Below are 17,381 nucleotides of genomic sequence, written 5' to 3'. Positions count from 1 at the left end.
TTGTAAAATTAAGAAAACGTTTACAAGGGGGAATTGAAATGTTTTCTATTAAAAAAATTTCAGCAGTAATGTTTGCAGGAGCATTGGCGCTCAGCCTTGGTGCTTGCAGCAGCAGTAATGAAACAGCAAGCCCAGGTAAGAAGGAAGAAACTACCGGCTATCCTACGAAAGCGATTACAGTTGTCGCGCCATCAGGGGCAGGGGGCGGCTGGGATTTAACCGCTCGGGCGTTTACGAAAGTACTGGGTGAAACGAAGATAGTTGATCAGCCTTTGACGGTAGAGAATAAGCCTGGTGGCGGCGGTGCTGTCTTTATGGCTGAGTACGCCACCCAGCAAGTTGAAAATAATGATATGCTCTTTGTCAATTCACCACCGATTATTATTAACAACTTGAAAAAAGAAGGAAATAGTCCATATGGCTACAAGAATACAACACCATTGGCTCAGTTGACAAAAGATTTCGGGGCAATTGTTGTAGCATCGGATTCCAAATTTACAGACTTAAAATCAGTTTTGGAAGAGGTAAAGAAAGATCCAAGTAAACTAACATTTGCCGGTGGATCAGCACCAGGTTCCATGGACCATTTAATTTCCATTTTACCTGCCTATAAATATGGGGTAGATCCGACAAAAGTTAAGTACGTTTCCTATGATGGAGGCGGTGAAGCGATTACCGCACTACTTGGCGGTAACGCAGATGTCATTGGTACCGATGCCTCAAGTGTTAAAGAATTTTTAAAGGCGGGTAAGGTGCGCGTGTTGGCGATTACCTCAGACGAGCGTTTAGCGGGTGATTTTAAAGAAGTTCCAACAGCAAAAGAACAGGGTGTCGATGCAGAGTTTACGATTTGGCGCGGGGTATTTGGTCCGGAAAAAATGTCTAAAGAAGCCAAAGCCTATTGGGAACAAGCGATTGATAAGCTCATAAACTCTCCTGAGTGGAAAAAAGAAGTAGAGACACAAGGCTGGGAATTGGAGTATAAAAACAGTTCTGATTTCAAAAAGTTTTTAGATGAGCAAGAAAGTCAAGTCCAGCAATTATTAAAAGCATTAGGTATGCAAAAGTAAAAAAGAAGGGAAGGAGTTAACTTTTTCCTTCCCCTATTTTTTTTCTGAGGGGGATTATGAATGGCATTAAAATTTGATTACGTTGCATCAGTTATGTTTCTAACAGTAGGTGTTCTTTTTATTATTGGGAGTAAGCAACTCGAAAGCTCGTCCTATGGAAGTGCAGTAGGACCTAATATATTTCCTTTCATTCTTGGCAGCACACTTGTTTTATTAAGTATCCGTTTATTTTATGAAACATTCGTCACGAAGAATCAACAGGGGAAGAAAGAAAAATTACAGTACAAGCCTTTCCTAATCATTTTTGCAGCGACATTGATTTATATTTTAACGTTAGAAACGATCGGATATGTCATCACTACCTTTCTATTTTTATTCGTTTGCTTTCAAACGATGGAGCGGTCGAAGGTGATTCAATCCCTTATCATATCAGCATGTTTTTCAGGACTTGTTTATTTTTTATATGTAGAGGTTTTAAAAGGTACACTGCCAGACTGGCCAATTTGGTTTTAAGCGAGAAAGATAGGAGGACATAAATTGAGTACACTCGATTATTTATTTCAGGGATTTACAACAGCGCTTATTTGGTATAATATCCTCTTTGCCTTTGTTGGGGTCTTAATTGGAACTGCTGTTGGTGTGCTTCCCGGAATTGGACCGATGAGCGGCGTTGCCCTTCTCATTCCAGTGACGGCGTCTATCACGGGCGGCCTTCCTCCAGAACAAGCAGCAACCAGCGCGATTATTCTGTTAGCTGGCGTCTATTATGGAGCGATGTATGGAGGATCAACCACTTCCATACTATTAAATACACCAGGCGAATCTTCCTCTGTTGTTACGACATTGGACGGTTACCAGATGGCTAAGAAAGGGAGAGCAGGAAGTGCGTTATCCATTTCGGCAATCGGTTCGTTTGTGGCGGGGATTATTACCCTTGTGGCACTGATTGCATTAGCGAAACCATTATCAGCAGTAGCGCTCAAATTTGGGCCAGCAGAATATTTTTCCTTAATGCTATTAGGGCTGGGGGCTGTCAGTGGATTAGCAGGAAAATCGGTAACAAAAGCTTTAATTATGACTGTTTTCGGTTTATTACTCGGTACGATTGGAATCGACAACGTATCTGGTATTGCTAGATTTACATTTAATGTTCCATGGCTGTATCAGGGAATTGAGTTTTTAACGATTGCGGTAGGGTTGTTTGCTGTCGGTGAGGTTTTTAAAACCATTTTGGAAAAAGAAGAGGAAGATACGGAGATTGCAAAGATTAATAATTTACTTCCTTCTAAGAATGAACTGAAAGAATCAGCAGGACCCATTGCCCGTGGATCAATCTTAGGTTTCTTTGTGGGGATATTACCAGGTGCTGGGGCAACACTTGCTTCCTTCTTTTCTTACATTCTAGAAAAAAAGATCTCAAAAACGCCTTCAAAATTTGGAACAGGAACCATTGCAGGGGTTGCGGCACCAGAATCGGCGAATAACGCGGCATCGGGTGGGGCGATGATTCCATTATTAACATTAGGGATACCAGGTTCAGGGACAACGGCCATTTTAATGGGCGCCCTGATGATGTATAACGTCCAGCCGGGACCGTTATTATTTGAAGACCATCCTCAAGTAGCATGGGGACTGATTGCCAGCATGTTTATCGGAAACGTCATGCTATTAATTTTAAATCTCCCACTTGTCAAAGTGTTTGCCAAAATTATTCAAACACCAAAGCAATTCTTGATTCCTATTATTATTGCAATCTCGATTTTTGGTGTCTATGCAGTCCAAGTATCAACGAACGATCTTTTGCTATTATTGGGTTGTGGACTTCTTGGTTATTTCTTAAGCAAGAACGATTATCCAATCGCTCCGCTCGTTCTTGGATTGGTGTTAGGCCCTATGGTAGAGAATAATTTACGAAGAGCTTTAACGATCTCTAATGGAGACTTTAGTGTATTCTTTACACGACCAATTTCACTCGTTTTTCTTATCATTACCTTGCTTTGGTTATTAATCCCATTCATGATGAAGAGAAGAGGGAAAGATGTAATTATTAATATTGAAGGTTAAATTTTTATAATAATGCGAAAACTCCTTTATTTAAGGAGTTTTTTTACTATAATATAATTGAGGTGATTGCGTGCGTTTACATTCAAAATTAATGTTAGTCATTCTTCTTCTAATTATCTCAATCGGGATTATTTTTGAGGTTACTTTTAAGAATATCATGGAAACCAATCTTAAACATGAAATAGGTTCCAAAGCCTTATCTGTGGCTCAATCGATTGCAAGTATGCCAGATATTCAGGAGGCATTTCAAGCGGAAAATCCTGCGGATGTTATCCAGCCCATCGCAGAAAGCATTCGTAAACAGGTTGGGGCAGAATTTATTGTGATCGGGAATACGAATGAAATTCGATATTCACATCCCAACCCGAAACGATTAGGACAAAAAATGGTTGGGGGAGATAATGGTCTTGTATTTAAGGGAGAACCTGTCATATCAGAATCTATCGGGACTCTAGGTCCGTCTCTAAGAGGAAAAGCACCAATCTTTCATCAGGGAGAAGTTATTGGAGTAGTTTCTGTCGGTTATCTCCAAACGGATATTGAAAAGGAAGTTGTAAAAATACAGAAAAAAATCTTTTTTGCTACATTCCTTATTTTAATTGGTGGATTATTAGCTGCATTGCTCATTTCTTTAAATATAAAAAAAGCGATGTTTGGATTAGAACCGAAAGAAATTGCCTGGATGTACCAAGAGAAACATGCCATATTAGAGTCAATTCATGAAGGGATCATTGCAATCGATACCGATGGCCGAATCACGGTAGTGAATGAAACAGCTCATAAAATTTTAGGCGTACCAAATGAGACGCTGCTCCGTGGAAAAAGAATTGAAGAGGTTTTAGAAAATACAAATCTACTTGAAGTAGTTCGAAATGGACAGGCAGAATATGATAAGGAAATTATCATCCTTGGGGATGTATTTTTGGCAAATCGGATTCCGATTTTTAATAAGAAAGGTGATGTGATTGGGGCTGTCGCGAGTTTGCGGAATAAGTCGGAGTTGGCTCATTTACTACAGGAATTATCCCATGTAAAAGCTTATGCGGAAGGTTTGCGTGCACAAACCCACGAATATTCCAATCGTCTTTATACCTTACTAGGCTTGATTCAACTTGGGTCATATAAGGAAGCCATTGATTTCATCTCAAAAGAAGTGGATGTCACCCAGGGATTCATTCAATTTTTAATGAAGGAAATACCCGATCCAATTATTGCTGGATTTATATTAGGAAAGGTAAGTCTAGCAAGCGAATTGAAGGTTAATTTTTTAATAGATAGAGAGAGCAGCTTTAAAGATATCCCATATGAAATCAGTAGAGATTCATTAGTAACCATTATTGGCAACCTTGTTAATAATGCTTTTGAAGCTGTAAAAGAAAATAATGGCGAAAAAAGAGTATCTCTATTTTTGACCGACCTTGGTAAAGAGCTAATTATAGAGGTAGAAGATAATGGAAAAGGAATAGATAGTAAAGATAACGGCCAGATATTTAAAGAAGGCTTTTCAACAAAGGACAAGAACAGTAATGCCGGGATTGGGCTGAGTCTAGTTCAAACCGCAATTAATAGTTTAGGTGGATATGTTACCTTTTCATCTAATGTGGGAGAAGGTACAATTTTCACAGTGGCGATTCCAAAAAGCATGGGGGATGTACACAATGGGGAACAGGGATATCGAATTGTTAATTATTGAGGATGACTTGAGGATAGCAGAGATTCAAAAACGTTATATTGAACAGATTGAAGGCTTTCAAACCGTAGGCATTGCTGCGAGTTATCTTGAGGCAAAAACCTTAATTGATATCTTGAAGCCGGATTTACTTTTGCTGGATGTGTATTTTCCTGACATGAATGGACTGGACTTATTAAAGGAAACAAAACAGCAAACCAAACAAATGGATGTTATTATGATTACAGCCACAAAAGAAATCAATCAAGTCCAAGAGGCTATTAGTATTGGTGTATTCGATTATATTATCAAACCGGTCGTTTTTGACCGCTTTAAACAATCGTTACTTAGATATAAGGATTATCACACAAAGGTACTACAATTAGGGAAAGAAAACACCCATGTGACACAGCAGCAGGTAGACAAGCTATTACGAAAAGAAGTTGATGGCGCAAGTAACGAAAAGTCTTATCTCCCAAAAGGAATTGACCCGCTAACACTTGAAAAAGTGATGGAGGTTCTCGGAAGGGTTGAATATGGACTAACAGCAGAAAGTGTAGCGAAAGAAATAGGTGTAAGTAGAACCACCGCAAGACGGTACCTTGAACATTTAGTATCTAATGAAAGTATTGAAGCCGATTTATCATACGGAACAGTAGGCCGGCCAGAACGAGTTTATATTGTTTCAAGCAAAGCAACTAAGATTTAATATTTTTATTTTACTAGGAGGTTTTCTGCCTGAAGTCAATAAAGGTTACCCTGCAAACAAAAATATTCGGGCTGGTTCTCTCGCTAAGTTTATTATTAATCCTGCTAATGACAGGATTTTATAGTTATATGGAAAGTAAACAAATAGAGGAAAACAAGGGAAGGCTCGCATTGGAATTATCGAAAACAGTTTCATTTATTCCGACGATCATTGAGGCCTTTCAAACGAGCGACCCTTCTAAAACGATACAGCCTATAGCGGAAAAAATTCGAAAAGAAACAGGTGCAGAATTTGTAGTCATTGGAAATAGAGACGGAACGAGATATGCGCATCCTATTATTACAAAAATTGGGCAGAAGATGAAAGGCGGAGATAATAAAAGAGCACTTATGCATGGGGAATATTATATCTCAAAGGCAGAGGGTTCACTTGGACCATCTATTAGAGGTAAATCTCCTATTTTTAATGATCAAGGAGAGATAATCGGAATTGTTTCTGTCGGTTTTCTTCTTGAAGATGTCCAGCAGCAAATTTTAAATAACATCACGAGAGTGCTCATTGTTTCTTTCTTCGCCCTTTTAATATCCCTTCTAGGCAGTATGTTACTAGGACGTAACATCCGCAGGGATACCATGGGGCTTGAGCCTTATGAAATTGCAACTCTATATAAAGAGAAAAACGCTGTCCTGCATGCCGTAAAAGAAGGTATCTTAGCGATAGATAATAAAGGCTGCATTACGATGATGAATCAAAAGGCGAAGAGGCTTCTGCAGCTTCAGGGAACAGTCAAAAATATGAAAGTGGATGGACTTTTTCCTTCAAAATATTTGTATGAGGTATTACGTTCAGGAAACGCTCAAACAGATATAGAAATGGTCTGGAAAGATAAAACGGTTATTGTTAATAGTACTCCAATCATCGATGAAACAGGTATTAAGGGGGTTGTCGCTTCTTTTCGTGATAAAACAGAAATTAAGCAAATGTTAAATACCATATCCGAAGTAAAAAGTTATTCGGAAGATCTTCGTGCCCAAACGCATGAGTTTACCAATAAATTATATGTTTTATTGGGCCTGCTTCAGCTTGGTGAATACAACCAAGCAATCGCCATGATACAAAGTGAGACAGAAACACTACAATTTCAGAATTCAGTGGTTTTTAACCAAATTAAAGATACAAAAGTGCAGGCCATCCTGTTAGGGAAGTTAGGAAAAGCATCAGAAAGGAAAATTAAGTTTGATATTATTCCAGATAGCTATTTGGATAGTTTACCATCGCATGTTAAACTATCAAACTTAATCGTGATTCTTGGAAACTTACTAGATAATGCCTTTGAAGCAGTCTATGAATGTGAGAATCATCCGACGGTTAAGTTTTTCGCAACAGATATTGGATGCGATATTATTTTTGAGATTTCAGATAATGGCAAGGGAATAAGTGATGTAGAAATTCCTTTTCTTTTTGAAAGAGGTTATACCTCTAAGACTGGCACTGAGCCAAGGGGATATGGCTTATCAAATGCTGAAGAGGCAGTATTGGAATTGAATGGGATTATTGAGGTGCAAAGCAATTCAGAAAGCGGAACTGTTTTCACCGTTTATCTCCCGAAGAATGTGCAAGGGGATGAAAATATTGGATAAGATAAAAGTGGCTATAGCGGAAGACGATTTTCGAATAGCTGATATACATGAGAAATTTTTGGAAAAGTTTAAGGAAATAGAGGTAGTTGGCAAATCCTTGAATGGTGAGCAAACTTTGCAATTATTAGAGCAGAAAACTCCAGATTTACTGCTTCTAGATGTGTATATGCCGGATAGGCTTGGTTCTGAGTTACTCCCTACAATCCGGGAGAATTTCCCGAAAGTCAGTATTATTATGATAACTGCAGCAACAGATAAAGTATTCCTTGAAAAAGCATTAAGCTATGGTGTTGAGAATTACTTAATCAAACCAGTAAGCAGGGAAAGATTTGATGAAGTTATTCAGGATTATATTAAAAAACATGCACTTCTTTCAGCCGCACAAGAAGTAAATCAGAATTACGTAGATTTGCTTTTCCGTAAAGGGAAAAGTGAAGCACCAACAAAGAGCGCGGGATTGCCAAAAGGAATTGACGAAATTACCTTAGGAAAAGTTAAGGCTGTTTTCCACGACAGAAGAGAGGGACTTTCTGCAGAAGAGGTAGGGAAGGAAATTGGTGCTTCTCGGATAACGGCACGAAGGTACTTGGAATATCTCTCCTCCAATCAGGAAGTAAGAGCAGAAGTGGTTTATGGAATAGTGGGGAGACCGGAAAGGAAATATTATTCAGTGTTGTAAAAGGGGGGACCGACCCTCCTTTTGTTATTTACATAGTTATTTAAGTAATCCACAATGAGTTATCTCGATTTGGAAAAATACCCCTCATCCATGAACAATATGTACAAAATCAATTTAATTTACGTTAATAACTTTATTTTGGTAACGTTTTCACAACTGAATTTTTTGATTATATTTAATTTACAAACAAAAGGGGTGAAGACGATGCTTGCAATATTAGGGTTTTTAATGATTATCACTTTTATGATTTTAATTATGACGAAACGGCTTCCCGCTATGGTTGCCCTTATAGTGATTCCTGTCATTTTTGCATTGCTGGGCGGTTTTGGTAAGGAGATGGGGCCAATGGCGCTTGAAGGCATAAAAAGTGTTGCTCCAACGGGAATTATGATTTTGTTCGCTATTCTCTTTTTCGGCATCATGATTGATGCAGGAGTATTTGATCCTATTATTTCTACCATCTTAAAAATAGTAAAGGGAGATCCAGTAAAAATAGCTATTGGAACTGCAGTACTTGCTCTTTTAATATCCCTTGACGGGGATGGAACAACTACATACATCATTACCATCTCTGCCATGCTGCCTTTGTATAAGCGTATTGGCATGAAACCATTAATTCTTGCTGGAATTGCTGTATCTGCTTCAGGTGTTATGAACCTCCTTCCATGGGGCGGACCTACTGCTAGAGCGATGACCGCATTAAATCTTGAGATGTCAGATGTCTTTACCCCGGTAATACCCAGCATGGCGGGGGGGATATTGTTCGTATTGTTCATGGCATACTGTCTTGGGAGAAAAGAACGGAAACGAATCGGAATACTTCAAGTGAATTACGACACGATGGCTATGACGGCGGCAACATCTGAGGACGTTTACCTAAAACGCCCAAAGCTAATACTTATTAACTATTTAATTACAATCCTTCTTTTAGTAGCTTTAATTAAAGAAGCACTGCCAACAACTGTATTGTTTATGCTTGGATTCGCGTTGGCGATTACGCTAAATTATCCAAAAATAAGTGATCAAAAAGAACGTATTGCAAATTATGCTGATAGTGCCTTATCAGTAGTTTCAATGGTATTTGCCGCAGGTATTTTTACTGGAATTCTTTCAGGAACGAAAATGGTTGATGCCATGGCTAACACCATGATTTCATATATTCCAGATGTACTTGGTTCTGAGTTTGCACTTATTACTGCGATCATTAGTGCACCTTTAACGTTTTTTATGTCAAATGATGCTTTTTACTATGGGATTTTGCCCTTGATAGCCAAAGCTGCAAGTGTATATGGAATTGACCCTGAGTTTATTGGCCGAGCGTCATTATTGGGGCAGCCGGTTCATTTATTAAGCCCGCTTGTACCTTCAACGTACTTATTGGTCGGTTTGGTTGGAGAAGATTTTGGGGAATTACAGCGTACATTTCTAAAATGGGCCTGTGGTTCGACATTGGTAATGATTGTTGTCGCTATTGGTTTATCAATTATTCCTTTTTAAAATAGAGTGGAGATGAATGTTATGTGGATAATCACTGTTTATTCAAAGGGAAACAATATTTCAATGTTTGAATTTAATTCAGAAGAAGAAGCCAGAGAAGTTTTTAATAATGTTTTAGGTTGTAAGATTCTATCTGAGGTAATTTATTTTAATGATCAGGTGGTATAAGAAATAGGAAAATGCAATTTATTTTTTAATAACTTGCATTTTTTCTTTTTTTCATTAGATGGAGAGAAGGTTAGTTGTATGAATATTTTGTTTCATATCTTGATGGACATCATTTTTCCGATATTTCTATTAATTGGGGCAGGCGCTGTACTACAGCGTTTAATAAGGATGGATTTATCTACACTGTCAACATTGACGGTGTATTTCTTATTGCCCGCTGTTTGTTTTGTAAATATTTATCAGAGCAAAATGTCAAGCGAGTTAATTAGCCAAACATTAGTATTTCTAATTGTTTTTAATATTGCCCTTATCCTTACTAGTATGGTCGTTGCCAAAGCCAATAAGTTTGACCGCAAGCTGACAGCAACCTTTAAAAACAGCATGGTATTGAGTAATTCAGGTAATTATGGTCTCCCTGTAAGTGAACTAGTTTTTGCCGCTAATCCAGCTGGTATGTCGATACAGATTATTATTTCTATTTTTCAGAATCTCCTTACCTTTACATATGGATTCTTCAACAGCGTCTCTGCCCAAAGCAGCGGTAGAGATATTATACGAAAAATTATCCGTCTTCCGGTTATTTACGCTTTATTACTGGCGATATTGTTGAAATGCCTCCATATTGATATACCTCCGTTTTTGTGGAAGCCAATTGAAAATTCATCAAATGCGTTTTTGGCAGTTGCTCTCGTCACACTTGGAGCTCAAGTGGCATTTTTAAAAATTACACGAATTTCTAGACCCATAGTTTGGATTGTAATCGGCCGGCTGATTATTTCTCCTCTCATTGGGTTAGTAGTTATATTTTGTCTTGGATTAACAGGAATAACTGCTCAGGCACTATTTATTGCCAGCTCATTTCCTTCTTCAAGAAATAGTGCTTTATTGGCACTTGAGTATGATAATTATCCAGAGTATGCCTCACAAGCAGTCCTATTGACTACTATCTTAAGCGGTATTACTGTTACGATTGTAGTTTATCTATCAAAAATACTCTTCGGAATTGGATAATGGAAGTGAAGTTGTTTTTCCAATGTCCTTGATAACTTAATCGTTTTTAAAAATGCAAAGAGTCTCCCTTTTTACAAGGGGAGACTCTTTTAATCCATTAACTTACATGAACTTTAGTTATTTCTTCTTTGGCATCGTTTTCATTTTGATAGGCATTTTTGATAGGCACCATGAAGAGGGCGGCGGCTGCAATCAAGCCAGGAATCGCAAAGGCGATAAAGTTTAAGTGAATGGGTAAAGAAACGGATAATAGGAATCCTCCTAATAGGGGACCAAGCATACCACCGGTCCTGCCGACTCCAGAAGCCATCCCTAATGCTGTAGATCTTATAGATGGCGGATAGTATTGAGAAACGTATGCTTGCACAATATTTTGTGCACCAATGGTTGCAGCCCCGGCAATAGCTACTAATAAATAGATTATTAATGTATTTCCTCCGAATCCTAGAAGTGTCAGAGCCACGGCGCCTGAGGCATACATGGGAACAAGCATTTTTTTTGAACCGTATTTATCACAAAGTCGTCCGATTATGAGTGTCCCGATAATGGCTCCGCCTTGGAGGGCAATGAGAAACCCTAAGCTTGAATTTAATCCATAACCTGCTTCCATCATCAATTTTGGAAGCCAAGTATTCAAACCATAAACCATCAATAAACAACTGAAAAACGCTGTCCAAAACATAACCGTACTGAAGGCTCGGTTCTCTTTAAATAATCCTATTATAGGAACCTTAGTTCCTTGTGTTTTTAAGTCGATAACCTCATCATTTTGACTAAAATGCGATTCTGGACTTACTTTAGCAAGGGTTGCAATCAATTTTTCTTTTTTACCTGTACGGATAAGATAGCTGGCTGTTTCGGGCAGCTGTCTATACATGATAGGCAAAAATAGTAGAGGAACACCCGCAAACCAGAAGATTGCTTCCCATCCGAATGTTGGCATTAAGAAGATCCCTATTAAGGGAGCAAGAATTCCCCCAACAGAATATCCACATAATACGATACTTACAATCATACTTCTCATTGTTTTCGGTGCATAATCAGTTAATAGTGCGATAACATTTGGCATGATTCCGCCCAAACCCAAGCCAGCTAAGAAACGAAAGGTTGAGAAAGTAGTAGGGGTTTTAGCAAAGCCGCAAAGGAATGTAAATAAACTAAACAGTACTAATGTTATTGCAATCACGTTCTTTCTGCCGATACGGTCAGCTAATGTACCGAAAAAGATTGCCCCAAACATCATTCCAAATAACCCATAGGTCCCGATTGCTCCTGCTTCCACCGATGAAAGATTCCATTCCTTTATCAAACTTGGTACAACCGTTCCATAGACCACCAGATCATAGCCATCAAACAAGATAATGATGAAACTCCATAATAGTAACCCTAAATGAAAGCGGTTGAATTTGCTGTTGGCAATAACTTCGGCAGAATTAATCGATGTCATATTTCTTCCTCCTAAAAAATGAATTTTCATTGATAACGCTTACCAAAATATGAGAGAATTCAAAATACACTTTACTTTTAGTAATCATAGTTCTCTAATTAGAGATTATAATCATTATTGGTTTTATTTTCAATATAATATTTATATTTTTCGGAATATTAATAATAAATTGGGTACATATCACCATCCACCTCAAAACAACTAAGTAGTGATATAAATATGCATAGTTAATGAATTTATGGCGGCGTTGGTTTCTGATCATTGCCTAGTAGTTGAATATAGCACAAGTGTTGTAATTGAAACTCGCAAGCGTTACCATTAAATTATGAAAATATATAAATTTAGCTTTAGAAAGGGTGAAAGTAAGTTGACGAGTAAAATAGAAGAGTTTGCTAAAACATTGGCAGAAGCAGAGTCCACACTAGTGGGAATTGTACCGCTTACTTCAATGGATTCTAAGCTGACAGTAAAGGAAGCCTATTATGTCCAGCTGGAAAATATAAAGAAAAAGGTAGAACAAGGACAGAAAATTGTAGGAAAAAAAATCGGGTTAACTTCCCTGGCCATGCAGAATCTATTAGGTGTGGATGAGCCGGATTATGGACATCTATTAGACAGCATGGTGGTTGAAAACGGAGGTTTTATTTCCACCAAGAAAGTGTTACAGCCAAAGGTAGAAGCGGAGATTGCCTTTATTTTAAAAAAAGAATTACGTGGACCAAATCTTACTGCTCTAGATGTTCTTCAGGCAACGGAGTATATTGTTCCAGCGCTTGAAATCGTTGATAGTAGAGTAAAGGATTGGAAGATTAAACTGGCCGATACAGTTGCTGATAATGCTTCTTCTGGGTTTTATGTACTTGGAGGGAAGCCAGTTAAGGTTGAAGACATTGATCTTGAACTAATCGGAATGGCTTTTTATAAAAATGGTAAGTTAGTCAATACAGGGGTTGGAGCGGCGGCATTAGGCAATCCAGCAAATTGTGTTGCTTGGCTGGCTAATAAGCTGTCAGAATTTGATATCCCGTTGCGTGCAGGTGAAGTGATTCTCTCAGGAGCCTTATCGGCAGCAATAGAAGCTCGGACAGGAGATTCATTTACGGCAAGATTCGCACATATTGGGCAGGTAAGCGTCCATTTTTAGAACGGAGGAGAAATTTTTATGAGTCAATACAAGGAAATAGCCAATTACCTCGTTTCAGCGGAGGAGGAAAGGCGTGAAGTTCCCAAGGTTACTGTGAGCCTGAAGCCCGATTTGACGGTGGAGGAAGCGTATCTTGTTCAACAAGAAATCGTAAACCGCAAATTAAATGAAGGCAGAAGAATCGTTGGTCCAAAGATGGGTTTAACCAGCTTTGCCAAGATGAAGCAAATGGGCATTGAAGAGCCTATTTATGGTTATGTTTTCGATTATATGTTGATTGAAAATGGCGGCAAAGTCCGTTTAAGTGATGTGATTCATCCTAAAGTAGAAGCAGAGGTTGCTTTTGTGATGGGAGAAGATCTTGAAGGTCCTGGAATAACCGGGGCGCAGGTTCTCGCGAAAACGGAATACGTTCTTCCGGCATTGGAAATCATCGACAGCCGTTATGAAAACTTCCAGTTTACGCTGCCGGACGTTATTGCGGACAATGCCTCAACCTCTCGGGTTGTGTTTGGAACAACCTTGAAAAAACCGGAACAATTTGAACTCGATCTTGTCGGAGCAACGCTTTCAATTAACGGTGAGATCAAGGAATTAGGTGCTGGAGCTGCAGTCCTAGGACACCCAGCCCATTCTGTGGCTACGCTTGCCAATATGCTGGCAAGAAAGGGTGAGAAAGTTCGCAAGGGTGATGTGATTCTGACTGGCGGCATTACGGCAGCCGTTAAGTTAAACTTTGGCGATGTCGTTACTGGAAAATTTGATGGTTTCGGCGAAGTATCATTCACCGTAACAGATTAAAAAATCGTAAATAGAGGGGATTTTCATGCCTATTATACAAGTGCAAATGATGGAAGGAAGACCAAAAGAAAAAGTAGCTGAGTTAATTCGAAATGTAACGAATACAGTTTCGGAAACCTTGGATGCTCCAAAAGAAAATATAAGAGTACTCGTAACTGAGATTCCGAAAACGCATTGGGGAAAAGCTGGGGAACCTGTAGAAAAATAAGAAACTGACTTATCATGGTCGTAGATACTGTCACGTTAAGTTGGTGCTTTTCTAAAAAAGGAAATTTATAATGGTTAATATTAACCAATGCTAGATTACTAACAAGGCACCTTCCGCGCAGGAGGGTGTGTTTTTACATTTCCTCTAAAATAAATACTCTGTTTTTAATTCTCCTTAATATGGGTAAAACAATAAGAAAATCATCTTTAGGGAGGGCACTGTCATGGGTGAATGTCAAAAAGAAATCGTTCCACTACCCCAGGTATTTTATCAACAGCCTACTCTAGAACTGTCAAAGGCATTGCTCGGGTGCCTCCTTGTAAAAGAAACTAATCTGGGAATGGCCGCAGGGTATATAGTAGAGACAGAGGCATATATCGGCCCAGGTGACAAAGCTGCGCATAGTTACAATAATAGGCGGACGGCAAGAACGGAGGTCATGTTCCATCGTTCTGGACTTGCCTATACCTATCAAATGCATACCCACTGCCTTTTCAATGTGGTCAGTGGCGGTGAAGAAAACCCTGAAGCCGTACTGGTCCGCGCTCTTGAACCTCGGTATGGTATTGAACTGATGAAAACCAGGAGAGGAATTCAAGACCTGAATAATTTGACTAATGGCCCTGGAAAACTGACAAAATCATTGGGCATTACAATGGAGGACTACGGTAGCTCACTTACACTTCTACCTTTATATATTGCTAAAGGTTTTTGCCCGGAAAGTATATCAGTCGGAAAAAGGATTGGAATTGACAACTCTGGTGAAGCCAAGGATTATCCATGGCGTTTCTGGATTACTAATAATAAGTTTGTTTCAAGACATCAAAAATCTGAATATGAAATAAAAAGCACAAAATGTTAATAATTAATGAAAATTCAAACAATAATTTCTAGACTATTCACTCAATTATGTTAAAATGAAATTTATATTTTAGCACTTTAAAAGGTCACATTCTTACACTTCTAAACAGGGGCAATAAAACTTTTAAAATATATTGGAGGCAGCTATGAACTTTGTTAGTACACGCGGCAATGTAAGTAAAATTGGTTTTATCGACACAGTCCTAATGGGACTGGCAAATGATGGTGGATTATTAGTACCGGAGAAAATCCCACAAATTCCTGCAGAAAAGTTAGAAGCTATGTCTAAGTTAACGTATCAGGAATTAGCATACGAAATCTTTTCCTATTATGTTGATGGTGAAATACCAGACAATGAGTTGAAAGAATTAATTGAGAAAAGCTATGCAACCTTCCGCCATCCAGAGGTAACACCCGTTCAAAAGTTGAAGGATAACATGTATGTTCTAGAACTATTCCATGGTCCGACCTTTGCTTTTAAAGATATTGCGCTTCAATTCTTAGGAAATTTATATTCCTATGTATCCAAAAAGACAGGCGAGTCTATTCATATTCTCGGCGCTACTTCAGGGGATACGGGCGCATCCGCGATTGAGGGTGTCAGAGGAAAAGAAGGCATTCGCATTTGCATTTTGCACCCCCTTGGCAAAGTAAGTAAGGTACAAGAATTACAAATGACCACGGTTGATGACAAAAGTGTCCTCAATTTAGCGATTAAAGGAACATTTGATGATGGGCAAAGAATCATCAAGGAATTGTTTGCAGATGTGGATTTTAAGAACAAATACCATATGCGTGCGATCAATTCTATTAACTTTGTTCGAATCATGGCGCAAACGGTTTATTATTTCTATGCGTATTTCCAAGTGAAAAAAGAAACGGATGTAAAGAATATTAACTTTAGTGTTCCGACAGGTAATTTTGGAGATATCTTTGCTGGTTACCTTGCCAAGAAAATGGGACTGCCGGTTGGTAAACTCATCGTTGCGACCAACGAAAATAATATTTTAGAAGGTTTTATCAAAGAGGGAGTGTACAAGCCTGGTGAATTCCGCAGCACATTCAGCCCTTCTATGGATATCCAAGTAGCAAGCAATTTTGAGCGCTATCTTTATTACTTGCTTGAAGAAGATCCAAAGGCCGTGTCGGACCTAATGGAGAAATTCAAATCAGAAGGAAAAATTGTTGTAAGCGACGAGCTGCTTTATAAAGTGCAAGAGGATTTTGCGGCACATGGAGTGAATGGGGAAGAATGCTTGCAAACAATCAGTAAGTACAATACCGAGACCAGTTATTTATTAGATCCACATACTGCTTGTGGGGTAGCTGCATACGAAAGTTGTAATACACCTAGCGAGATTTGTGTCACGTTATCAACTGCTCATCCGGCAAAGTTTAATGAATCCATTGAGCGTTGTCATATCCAGCAGACATTCCCTGAACAAATCAGCCAATTGTTTAATAAACCGCAGTATCTAGAAGTTGTTGAAGCTGATAAAGGTGAAATCGTTCGCCATTTAGAAAAGCTTTTTAGTTTTACGACAAAATAAAGCCAAAAGTTTGCGCACCTTCCTGAAAAGGAAGGTGCCTTTTTGCCGTCTTAATAAATGATCGATATTACAATGGAAATAGAATATGCTATCCGCCTTTGGAGAAAGTAACACTAAAAGAGTAAAAGAGGTGTTTATTTGAAATTATTAGTAATTGGGGCAATTATTTTTGGTGCTATTGTTTTTTCCTTATTACCAATACTATCAGCTTATTTTTTTCAACCAACTTTAAAAGACAGCATTAGATTTAATGTATATTTTCTTCCTCTTTCTTTTTTGGGAAACATTGTCCTTTCATGGGGTTTCATTCAAGGCAGCAAAGTATTTGGAAATACGGTCATGCTTGGTGGTATCCAAACGGGGGTATATGCAGTTGTTGTTACATTTTTATCTATATTGTTTTTACAGCAGAAGATCTCAGTTTATTCTATTTTAGGTCTTGTTCTAATTGCAATCGGTACGATCTTTTTAAATAAGTAATGTTCTCAAATGGAAAAGCTTAGTTAATCCTGTACCGAGGATGGTCTATGATTTTCTTGGTGAATATTCGGTAAGCCAGGCAGGTAAGGGTACTCTTTTGTTTGATTTAGATTCGCATTCTTCCGCCATCCATTCCTGTAATGTTGCAAGAAAATGATTTTCATCAAAATAGAATACTGCAATATCACTAAACGCAGGAGGAAAGGGACTTTTCCGAATGTGTTTTTTCAGTTTCGCGAACACTTTCTCAAAATCCATCTGAGAACAAAATTGGAACCATTGCAGAACTGTATCGTCCTTAAATATGCAATTCGAATAAACGGATTCAATCAGTACTAAAAGTTTCACTACCTCTTCTTTGGTCATTGGATTTCCTCCTTTAA

The 17,381-nt window shown here is 38.4% G+C and carries 17 protein-coding genes; 15 read left to right on the top strand and 2 right to left on the bottom strand.

Annotated elements, in window-relative coordinates; all coding sequences use genetic code 11:
• The first annotated feature begins 38 nt into the window (after positions 1 to 38).
• The 9 genes from QFZ28_RS18935 to QFZ28_RS18895 all read left to right on the top strand — a co-directional run bounded on the left by QFZ28_RS18935 (position 39) and on the right by QFZ28_RS18895 (position 10,507).
• Positions 39 to 1,070 carry a Bug family tripartite tricarboxylate transporter substrate binding protein gene (locus QFZ28_RS18935; RefSeq protein ID WP_307196089.1) on the top strand — a complete coding sequence of 344 codons (1,032 nt, stop codon included), beginning with the start codon at positions 39 to 41 and terminating at the stop codon, positions 1,068 to 1,070.
• Between the two features lie 60 nt (positions 1,071 to 1,130).
• A complete protein-coding gene (locus tag QFZ28_RS18930) occupies positions 1,131 to 1,583 on the top strand; it encodes a tripartite tricarboxylate transporter TctB family protein (protein ID WP_307196088.1) in 453 nt (150 codons plus the stop codon).
• Between the two features lie 24 nt (positions 1,584 to 1,607).
• Positions 1,608 to 3,134: a tripartite tricarboxylate transporter permease gene (locus QFZ28_RS18925; RefSeq protein ID WP_307196087.1), complete on the top strand. Its 1,527-nt coding sequence runs from the start codon at positions 1,608 to 1,610 to the stop codon at positions 3,132 to 3,134.
• Positions 3,135 to 3,225: 91 nt separating this feature from the next.
• Positions 3,226 to 4,827, top strand: coding sequence for an ATP-binding protein (locus QFZ28_RS18920; RefSeq protein ID WP_307196086.1), 1,602 nt, complete (start codon positions 3,226 to 3,228; stop codon positions 4,825 to 4,827).
• Entirely contained in the window at positions 4,793 to 5,512 is a 720-nt protein-coding gene (locus QFZ28_RS18915) for a response regulator (RefSeq protein WP_307196085.1), read from the top strand. Before QFZ28_RS18920 ends, QFZ28_RS18915 begins: the two co-directional genes overlap by 35 nt.
• A 128-nt stretch (positions 5,513 to 5,640) precedes the next feature.
• On the top strand, positions 5,641 to 7,152 hold the full coding sequence (locus QFZ28_RS18910) for an ATP-binding protein (RefSeq protein ID WP_307196084.1): 1,512 nt from the start codon (positions 5,641 to 5,643) through the stop codon (positions 7,150 to 7,152).
• Positions 7,145 to 7,831: a response regulator gene (locus tag QFZ28_RS18905; protein WP_307196083.1), complete on the top strand. Its 687-nt coding sequence runs from the start codon at positions 7,145 to 7,147 to the stop codon at positions 7,829 to 7,831. Before QFZ28_RS18910 ends, QFZ28_RS18905 begins: the two co-directional genes overlap by 8 nt.
• Before the next feature lie 54 nt (positions 7,832 to 7,885).
• Positions 7,886 to 9,328: a CitMHS family transporter gene (locus tag QFZ28_RS18900; protein ID WP_373428087.1), complete on the top strand. Its 1,443-nt coding sequence runs from the start codon at positions 7,886 to 7,888 to the stop codon at positions 9,326 to 9,328.
• Positions 9,329 to 9,574: 246 nt separating this feature from the next.
• Positions 9,575 to 10,507 (top strand): AEC family transporter, encoded by a 933-nt coding sequence (locus tag QFZ28_RS18895; RefSeq protein WP_307196081.1) that lies wholly within the window; start codon positions 9,575 to 9,577, stop codon positions 10,505 to 10,507.
• Between the two features lie 97 nt (positions 10,508 to 10,604).
• On the opposite strand, the gene QFZ28_RS18890 is transcribed toward QFZ28_RS18895, so the two are convergent.
• The gene (locus QFZ28_RS18890) at positions 10,605 to 11,954 is read right to left on the bottom strand and encodes an MFS transporter (protein ID WP_307196080.1); all 1,350 of its coding nucleotides are present in this window, start codon (positions 11,952 to 11,954) and stop codon (positions 10,605 to 10,607) included.
• 367 nt (positions 11,955 to 12,321) lie between these two features.
• On the opposite strand from QFZ28_RS18890, the gene QFZ28_RS18885 reads away from it, so the two are divergent.
• The 6 genes from QFZ28_RS18885 to QFZ28_RS18860 all read left to right on the top strand — a co-directional run bounded on the left by QFZ28_RS18885 (position 12,322) and on the right by QFZ28_RS18860 (position 16,998).
• Entirely contained in the window at positions 12,322 to 13,098 is a 777-nt protein-coding gene (locus QFZ28_RS18885) for a 2-keto-4-pentenoate hydratase (RefSeq protein WP_307196079.1), read from the top strand.
• Between the two features lie 18 nt (positions 13,099 to 13,116).
• Positions 13,117 to 13,899 (top strand): 2-keto-4-pentenoate hydratase, encoded by a 783-nt coding sequence (locus QFZ28_RS18880; protein ID WP_307196078.1) that lies wholly within the window; start codon positions 13,117 to 13,119, stop codon positions 13,897 to 13,899.
• A 25-nt stretch (positions 13,900 to 13,924) separates the two neighbouring features.
• Complete coding sequence (locus tag QFZ28_RS18875) at positions 13,925 to 14,107, top strand: 4-oxalocrotonate tautomerase (RefSeq protein WP_307196077.1); 183 nt, start codon at positions 13,925 to 13,927, stop codon at positions 14,105 to 14,107.
• Between the two features lie 223 nt (positions 14,108 to 14,330).
• Complete coding sequence (locus tag QFZ28_RS18870; RefSeq protein ID WP_307196076.1) at positions 14,331 to 14,969, top strand: DNA-3-methyladenine glycosylase; 639 nt, start codon at positions 14,331 to 14,333, stop codon at positions 14,967 to 14,969.
• Positions 14,970 to 15,114: 145 nt separating this feature from the next.
• Positions 15,115 to 16,518, top strand: coding sequence for a threonine synthase (thrC, locus tag QFZ28_RS18865; RefSeq protein WP_307196075.1), 1,404 nt, complete (start codon positions 15,115 to 15,117; stop codon positions 16,516 to 16,518).
• 138 nt (positions 16,519 to 16,656) lie between these two features.
• The gene (locus QFZ28_RS18860; protein ID WP_307196074.1) at positions 16,657 to 16,998 is read left to right on the top strand and encodes a hypothetical protein; all 342 of its coding nucleotides are present in this window, start codon (positions 16,657 to 16,659) and stop codon (positions 16,996 to 16,998) included.
• Positions 16,999 to 17,043: 45 nt separating this feature from the next.
• On the opposite strand, the gene QFZ28_RS18855 is transcribed toward QFZ28_RS18860, so the two are convergent.
• Positions 17,044 to 17,364, bottom strand: coding sequence for a hypothetical protein (locus QFZ28_RS18855; protein ID WP_307196073.1), 321 nt, complete (start codon positions 17,362 to 17,364; stop codon positions 17,044 to 17,046).
• Between the last annotated feature and the right edge of the window lie 17 nt (positions 17,365 to 17,381).

The sequence above is a fragment of the Neobacillus niacini genome (assembly GCF_030817695.1).
GTDB lineage: Bacteria > Bacillota > Bacilli > Bacillales > Cytobacillaceae > Neobacillus > Neobacillus niacini_F.
The sequence above is the reverse complement of the archived record's forward strand: the minus strand, read 5'-3'. Positions and strand labels throughout refer to the sequence as shown.

Coding starts and splice junctions, on each gene's coding strand:
- QFZ28_RS18855 (WP_307196073.1), bottom strand. CDS start 17,364: ATGACCAAAGAAGAGGTAGTGAAACTTTTAGTACTGATTGAATCCGTT.
- QFZ28_RS18870 (WP_307196076.1), top strand. CDS start 14,331: ATGGGTGAATGTCAAAAAGAAATCGTTCCACTACCCCAGGTATTTTAT.
- thrC (WP_307196075.1), top strand. CDS start 15,115: ATGAACTTTGTTAGTACACGCGGCAATGTAAGTAAAATTGGTTTTATC.
- QFZ28_RS18920 (WP_307196086.1), top strand. CDS start 3,226: ATGTTAGTCATTCTTCTTCTAATTATCTCAATCGGGATTATTTTTGAG.
- QFZ28_RS18930 (WP_307196088.1), top strand. CDS start 1,131: ATGGCATTAAAATTTGATTACGTTGCATCAGTTATGTTTCTAACAGTA.
- QFZ28_RS18875 (WP_307196077.1), top strand. CDS start 13,925: ATGCCTATTATACAAGTGCAAATGATGGAAGGAAGACCAAAAGAAAAA.
- QFZ28_RS18890 (WP_307196080.1), bottom strand. CDS start 11,954: ATGACATCGATTAATTCTGCCGAAGTTATTGCCAACAGCAAATTCAAC.
- QFZ28_RS18900 (WP_373428087.1), top strand. CDS start 7,886: ATGAGTTATCTCGATTTGGAAAAATACCCCTCATCCATGAACAATATG.
- QFZ28_RS18935 (WP_307196089.1), top strand. CDS start 39: ATGTTTTCTATTAAAAAAATTTCAGCAGTAATGTTTGCAGGAGCATTG.
- QFZ28_RS18915 (WP_307196085.1), top strand. CDS start 4,793: ATGGGGAACAGGGATATCGAATTGTTAATTATTGAGGATGACTTGAGG.
- QFZ28_RS18895 (WP_307196081.1), top strand. CDS start 9,575: ATGAATATTTTGTTTCATATCTTGATGGACATCATTTTTCCGATATTT.
- QFZ28_RS18910 (WP_307196084.1), top strand. CDS start 5,641: ATGGAAAGTAAACAAATAGAGGAAAACAAGGGAAGGCTCGCATTGGAA.
- QFZ28_RS18880 (WP_307196078.1), top strand. CDS start 13,117: ATGAGTCAATACAAGGAAATAGCCAATTACCTCGTTTCAGCGGAGGAG.